The organism is Kitasatospora sp. NPDC002551 (genome assembly GCF_040296005.1).
GTDB lineage: Bacteria > Actinomycetota > Actinomycetes > Streptomycetales > Streptomycetaceae > Kitasatospora.
Map to the genome: position 1 here is coordinate 1 of NZ_JBEOWI010000127.1, position 5,956 is coordinate 5,956.

Here is a 5,956-nt window from a genome sequence, read left to right on the forward strand (position 1 = left end):
CCCCACACCGGCATCCGCCAGCACATACCCCAACCGCTCCACCGGATTCGCCGGATCCAGCGGCACATAACCCGCACCCGACTTCAGCACACCCAACAGCGCCGGCAGCAGCTCGACACCACGCTCCAGGCACACACCCACCAACGACTCCGGACCCGCACCCAGCGCCCGCAGACGGTGCGCCAACCGGTTCGCCCGCCGGTTCACCTCCGCATACGTCAGCTCCACACCACCGGCGACCACCGCCACCGCCTCCGGAGCCACCGCCACCCGCGCCTCGAACACCTCGTGCACGACCCGCGGATCCGCCGCGACGGACCCCTCACCACCCGCCGCCAGCAACCACTCCCGCTCACCGGCGGGCAGGTACACCTCCCGGGCGTCACCGTCCGGGTCGGCCGCCATCGCCTCCAGCACCGCACGGAACATCCCGGCGATCCGCTCGGCGTTGGACCGGCTCAGCGTGTGGGTGGTGCTGCGCAGGCTGAGGACCCCGGAGAGCGAGGTGATGGTGAGGGCGAACTCGTTCGGGGCGTCGTTGAAGCCCCAGCCGTCCTCGGCGACCTCGGAGTCCATCGCGTGGAAGTCCAGGTAGCCGAAGAAGACGTCGATCAGGCGCTGCCCGCCGGTGTGCGGGATCTCCGGCATCGGGAAGTGCCGGTGCGGCCACGCCTCGATCTCCCGGTCGGACACCTGCCGGACCAGGTCGCGCCAGGTCGCGGCGGTCCGGTCGGCGGGGAAGGGCAGCGTGTTGAGGAAGGTGCCGTAGATCCGCTCGGCGCCCTCCGCCTCCGGCCGGCAGTGGGTGACCAGCCCGGTGTGGAAGGCGGGCTCGTCGGTGAGCTGGCTCATGACCTTGACGTGGGCGGCGGTCAGGACGCTCTTCGGCGAGACGCCGGCGGTCCTGGCCAGGGCGCGCAGCCCGTCCTCCAGGTCGGCGAAGCGCACACCCGCCCGCACCACCTCGGCGGGCCGGCTCAGGTCACCGTGCCAGTCGGCGGGGAGCGTGAACTTGGCGTGCTCCGCGACCAGGCCCTGCCAGTAGGCGCGGTCCTCCGCGGAGTCGAGGGCCTTGAGTTCGGCGGCGACCGTGTCGGCGAAGCGCACCCGCGGCGCCTCGGCGGGCCCGGCGTCCAGGCCGTCCCGGATCCGCCGGTAGCAGGCCACGAGGTCCACCAGGAACAGCTGGTTGCTCCAGCCGTCCATGACGGCGTGGTTCTGCGTGAAGGTGCACAGCCACGCGTCGCCGCCGAGCTGGTGCGCGACGACGCGCAGCAGCGGCCGGGACGCGGACAGGTCGAAGGCGTCGGCCCGCTCGGCGGCCACGAACGCGGTCATGGCCCGGCGCTGCGCCTCCTCGTCCAGGTCGCCGAGGTCGCGCACGCCGGTGGGGACGTCGACGTCCGAGTGGACGAGCTGGAACGGCACCGAGAACCCGCTCAGGTGCACGGAGGTGCGCAGGACGTCGTGGCGGGCCACGACCTCCCGGACCGCCGCGTCGAACGCCTCGCGGTCCACGGGGCGGTCGTCGCGCACCCGGTAGACGTTCACGTTGTGGTAGTTGTTCACGGCCTCGTCGGCCAGGGTCTCGACGAGCATGCCGGTCTGGATCCGCGACAGCGGATAGGCGTCGTCCAGCCCCTCCGGCAGCCGCTCCCGGTCCTCCGCGGACACCAGCGCGAACGGCTCGACGAACACCTCGGCGGCGGCCGTCAGCGCCGACCGGCCGGTCAGCGACTCCGCGAGACCGGCGACCGTCCGCCGCTCGAACACGTCGCGCACCGACACGTCCAGGCCCTCGGCCCGCAGCGCGCCGATCAGCGCCACCGCCCGGATCGAGTCGCCGCCCAGATCGAAGAACCCGTCCAGCACACCGACCCGCTCGACCCCCAGCACCCGGCCCCACACCGCCGCCACCCGCTCCTCCAGCGGGGTGCGCGGCGCCACGGAGCGGCTGCCGGCGAAGGAGTCCTCGCCCGGCGCCGGGAGCGCGGCGCGGTCCAGCTTGCCGTTCGCCGTCAGCGGCACCGCCCCGATCTCGACGAACGCCGACGGCACCATGTAGTCGGGCAGGGTCCGGACCAGGACCTCCCGCAGCGCCTGGGGCGTCGGGGCCCGGTCGCCGGCGGGCACGATGTACGCCACGAGCCGCTTGTCGCCGGGGGTGTCCTCGCGCGACAGGACCCGGGCGTCCGCGACCCGCTCGTCCTCGACCAGCGCGGCCTCGATCTCGCCGAGCTCGATGCGGTAGCCGCGGATCTTCACCTGGCCGTCGCTGCGGCCGAGGAACTCGACGTCGCCGCCCGGCAGCGTGCGCACCACGTCACCGGTGCGGTAGAGGCGGGAGCCGGCGGGGCCGAACGGGTTCGGCACGAAGCGCTCGGCGGTCAGCACGGCCCGGTCGAGGTAGCCGCGGGCCACGCCCTCGCCGCCCACGTGGAGCTCGCCGGGGACGCCCACGGGCAGCGGCTGCATCCGGTCGTCGAGGACGTACATCGTCATGTTCGGCAGCGGCCGCCCGATCGGCATCACCTCGGCCGCGGTGTCCCGGGGCACCGGGAAGACGCACGTGCCCACCGAGGCCTCGGTCGGCCCGTACTCGTTCACCAGCCGGGTCCCCGGGGCCAGCTCCCGCCAGGCCCGCACGACCCGCCGGGTCAGCGCCTCACCCGCGACCACCAGGACGGGGGCGAGGGCGGCGGCCTGCTCCGGGGCCAGCTGGTGGATCAGCACCTCCAGGTGGGCGGGGGTCAGCTTGATGAAGCTGTAGGGCCCGGCCTCGGCCAGGGCCTCGCCGAGGCGTCCGAGGTCGAGGTCCTGGGGCAGCAGGTGGACGGCCTGTCCGGCGAGCAGCGGCGCCCACAGGTTGGGGACCACGAGGTCGAAGGCGACGGAGGAGAACAGCGGCGCGCCGGTGGTGCCCGCGGCCGCGAGTTCCGCCACGGCCCAGCGCACGTGGTTGACGAGGCCGCGGTGCGGCACCTGGACGCCCTTGGGCAGGCCGGTCGAACCGGAGGTGTAGATCACGTAGGCGAGTTCGTCGACGCCGGTGGTCCGGGCCGGGGCCGTCTTCGGCCAGCCCGCGACCGCGGAGCCGTCCCGGTCGGTCAGCAGGCGGCGGGTGGCCGCGGTCGCCGGGAGCAGGTCCTCGTAGCCGGTGTGGGTGACGACGGCGACCGCGCGCGCGTCGGACAGGATGTGGGCGACGCGGTCGGCGGGCAGGCCCGGGTCCATCGGCAGGTAGGCGGCCCCGGCCTTCCAGACGCCGAGCAGCGCCGCGACCAGGTCGACACCGCGGTCCAGCAGGACACCGACGACGGACTCGCGGCCGGCGCCGAGCGAGCGCAGGTGGTGGGCGTAGCGGTTGGCGCGGGCCTCCAGCTCGGCGTAGGTCACCCGGGTCGCGCCGAAGCGGACGGCGACGGCGTCCGGGGTCAGCGCCGCCTGCTCCTCGAACAGCTCGGGCACGGTCCGCGTGACCGGCTCGCCGGGGTTAACCGCCCACGCGCCGAGCAGGTGCTCCCGCTCGTCCGGCGCGACGAAGGTCACCCGGGCGTCCGCGCCGGGGTCGGCGGCCATCGCTTCGAGGACCGCCCGGTACATGGCGCCGACGCGCTCGGCGTTGGCGAGGCTGAGCGACCAGGAGTCGGCGGTCAGGAAGACGTGCTTGTTCCGCGAGGACACGGTCAGCGGGAACTCGGTGGGGCTCTCGTCGATGCCCACCGCGGCGTCGACGAGTTCCGCGTCGACCTGCCGGAAGTCCTGGTAGTTGAAGAACACGTCGATCAGGCGCTGCCCGCCGGCGAGTTCGCGCTGGACGGTCGGCAGCGGGAGCCTGCGGTGCGCCCACGACGCGACCTCGCGGGCGAAGACCTGGCGCACCAGGTCGAGCCAGGTGGCGGCGGAGCGGTCGACGGGGAACGGCAGGGTGTTGAGGTACATGCCGTAGACGTGGTCGGCGCCGAGCACCTCGGGGCGCACGTCGTAGACGAGGCCGGTGTGGAACGCCGGGGCGTCGGTGAGCTGGCTCATGACCTTGGCGTGGGCGGCGATCATCACGCTCTTCAGGGAGGCCCTGGCCCGGGCCGCCAGGGCGCGCAGCCCCGGCTCCAGGTCGCCCCAGGGGACCATCACGTGGTGGGCCCGGCGCGGGGTGTCCTGGTCCTCGCCCCAGCCCTCGGGCAGCGTGAACCTGGTGTAGCCCTCGACGACGCCCGCCCAGTGGGCGCGGTCCTCCGCCGAGGCGAGCGAGGTGAGTTCGGCGGCGATGGAGTCCGCGAAGCGCACCTCCGGCGCCTCGTACTCGCCCGGCCCGTCGCCGTCGCGGATCGCCCGGTAGCACCCGAGGAGCTCCATCAGCATCGAGTGATGGCTCCAGCCCTCCAGGATCGGGTGGCACTCGGTGGCGGAGATCCACAGTCCGCCGCCGGCGGTGGGGTGGGCGTGGAAGCGCATCAGCGAGGGCGTGGCCAGGTCGAACAGCGTGGCGCGCTCGCGGGCGACGAACTCCCGCAGCCGCGCCTCGGCGCTCTCGTCGTCCAGCCGGGTGAGGTCCTGCACGCCGACGACGGCGGTGGCCCGCGCGTGCACGAGCTGCATCGGCACCGAGTAGTCGGCCAGGTGCAGGGAGGTGCGCAGCACCTCGTGGCGGGCCACCAGGGTCCTGACCGCCTCCTCGAAGGCGGGGGCGGAGAACGGCTTGTCGTCGCGGATCCGGAACGACGAGACGTTGTGGTAGTTGTTCTGGCCCTCGTCGGCCAGCATCTCGATGACCATGCCGGTCTGGATCTGGGAGAGCGGGTAGGCGTCGACGATCCCGTCGGGCATCCGCTCGCGGTCCTCGGCGGCGATCAGCTCGAAGGGCTTGACGAAGGTCTGCGCCCCGTCGGCCAGCGCGGGCCGGCCGGTGAGCAGTTCGCACAGCTCGGACACGGTGCGCCGGTCGAAGACGTCGCGCACCGCCAGGTCGAAGCCCTCGGCGCGCAGCGCGCCGACCAGCGCGACGGCGCGGATCGAGTCGCCGCCCAGGTCGAAGAAGCTGTCGTGGACGCCGACCCGCTCGACCTCGAGCGCGGTGGCCCACACCGCGGCCACCCGCTCCTCGACGGGGGTGCGGGGGCCGACGTAGACGCTGCTCAGGAAGGACTCGGTGCCCGGTGCGGGGAGGGCGCGCCGGTCCAGCTTGCCGTTGGTGGTGAGCGGCAGGGCGTCGAGGCCGACGAACGCGACGGGGATCATGTACTCGGGCAGGTCGCGGCCGAGGAGTTCGCGCAGCTGGTCGGCGCCGGGGGCGCGCTCGCCCGCGACCGGCACCAGGTAGGCCACCAGCCGCTTGTCGCCGGGGGTGTCCTCGCGGACGTCGACGACCGCCTCGCGGACCACCGGGTGGGCGGCCAGCGCGGCCTCGATCTCGCCGAGTTCGACGCGGTAGCCGCGGATCTTCACCTGGTGGTCGATGCGGCCCAGGTACTCCAGGGTGCCGTCGGGGCGGCGCCGGGCGAGGTCGCCGCTGCGGTACAGGCGGGAGCCGGCCGGACCGAACGGGTCCGGCACGAAGCGCTCGGCGGTCAGCGCGGGCCGCTCCAGGTAACCGCGGGCCACGCCGGGACCGGCGACGTGGATCTCCCCCGGCACGCCGACGGGCAGCAACTCGCCCGCCGCGTCCAGGAGGTGGATCCGCAGGTCGGCGAGCGGCACGCCGATCGGGTTGCCGGCCGCCTGCAGGTCGGCCTCGACGACCCGGTGGAACGTGGTGTGCACGGTGGTCTCGGTGATGCCGTACATGTTGACCAGGGCGGGCCGTTCGAGGCCCAGCCGGTCGGTCCACGGCCGCAGTTCGCGCAGTTCCAGCTTCTCGCCCGCGAAGACGACGTGCCGCAGGGCGAGCCGGTCCACGCGCGGGTCGCCCTCGCCGGCGGCCGCGACCAGGGAGCGGAAGGCGGTGGGCGTCTGGCTC

The 5,956-nt window shown here is 74.0% G+C and carries 1 protein-coding gene; it reads right to left on the bottom strand.

Features of this window, described 5'->3' with window-relative positions; translation table 11 throughout:
- Positions 1–5,956 (bottom strand): non-ribosomal peptide synthetase (locus ABT093_RS40275; protein WP_350572481.1); only part of this gene is annotated, 5,956 nt, incomplete at both ends.